Origin of the sequence: Kocuria sp. WN036, from assembly GCF_002287015.1 — a bacterium.
Lineage (GTDB): Bacteria > Actinomycetota > Actinomycetes > Actinomycetales > Micrococcaceae > Kocuria > Kocuria rosea.
Genome location: NZ_NSKF01000069.1, coordinates 1 through 1,383, shown reverse-complemented (window position 1 = coordinate 1,383; position 1,383 = coordinate 1). Strand labels below are relative to the sequence as shown.

1 protein-coding gene is annotated in these 1,383 nt (G+C 65.0%); it reads right to left on the bottom strand.

The window, feature by feature from the left end; genetic code table 11:
• Nucleotides 1-43 precede the first annotated feature (43 nt).
• Nucleotides 44-1,294, bottom strand: a complete 1,251-nt coding sequence (locus CK505_RS18070) for an IS256 family transposase (protein WP_255251000.1) — start codon at nt 1,292-1,294, stop codon at nt 44-46.
• Nucleotides 1,295-1,383 lie beyond the last annotated feature (89 nt).

Below are 1,383 nucleotides of genomic sequence, written 5' to 3'. Positions count from 1 at the left end.
CGGGACTGTCCGATAAACGGTGTGTGGGGTCCGGCGGTTTTCATCAGTGAGTGGTTCTCTCGAACCGTCCGGCGAAGGTGATCGCGAACGCGTTCAGCGCCGGCTTCCACCTCATCACCCAGCGTGCTCTACCGCCGCCGGTCGGATCAAGAGACCGGGTGACGAGGTAGAGGCACTTCAGCGCAGCAGCCTCGTTCGGGAAGTGCCCGCGCGCCCGCACCGCCCGCCGGTAGCGGGCGTTGATCGACTCGATCGCGTTCGTCGTGCAGATCACCCGCCGGATCTCCACGTCATACTCCAAGAACGGCACGAACTCCGCCCAGGAGGACTCCCACAGCTGCACGATCGCCGGATACCGCTGGCCCCACTCGGCCCTGAACTCGGCGAACCGGTCCTTCGCCGCTTGTTCTGAAGGCGCGGTGTAGACCGGCTTGAGCGCCTTGACGATGCCGTCGCGGTGCTGGCGGCCGGCGTAGCGGAAGCTGTTGCGGATCAGGTGCACGATGCACTGCTGAACCACCGTCTGCGTCCAGGTGGTGTTGATCGCCTCCGGCAGGCCCTTGAGCCCGTCGCAGACAGCGATGAACACGTCCTCGACGCCCCGGTTCTTGAGCTCGGAGAAGACCTGCAGCCAGAACCGGGCACCCTCGGCGCCGTCGCCGGCCCAGATGCCCAAAATCTCCCGTTCCCCGTTCACGGTGACGCCCATGACGACGTAGAACGGGGTATTGCGCACCTGCCCGTCGCGGACCTTCACCACAATCGCATCGACGAAGAGCACTGGGTAGAGCGGGTCCAGCGGGCGGGAGGACCACTCGGCCAGCTCGCCGGCGACCTTCTCGGTGATCTTCGAGATGGTGTCTTTGGAGACCTTGGCCCCATAGACCTCCTCGAAGTGCGCCGCGATCTCACCGGTCGTCAGCCCGCGGGCCGACAGCGAGAGGACGATCTGGTCAATCCCGTCCAGACGCCGCTTGCGCTTGGGCACGATCACCGGCTCGAAGGACCCATCCCGATCCCGTGGCACCTCAATCTGCACCGGGCCGATTTCGGTCAGCACGGTCTTCGACCTCGTGCCGTTGCGCATGTTGGCCGCGATCGGCGTCTGCCCGTGGTCGTGACCGAGGTGTTCGGTCAGTTCGGCTTCCAGGGCGGTTTCCAGCACGTTCTTCGTCAGCTGGTTCAGCAGCCCGCCCGGGCCGACCAGGCTCACTCCTTGCTCCTTCGCCTGGGCAAGCAGCCGCTCGGCGAGGTCCTTCTGATCGATGATCTCTCCCGTCACGGGATCGATCATCGTGCCTGTCATCTCGGTCGTGGACTCTGACACGGCCGTCTCCTTTCGGATCAGGCCGGACCCTCACACACCGTTTTTCTTACAGTCCC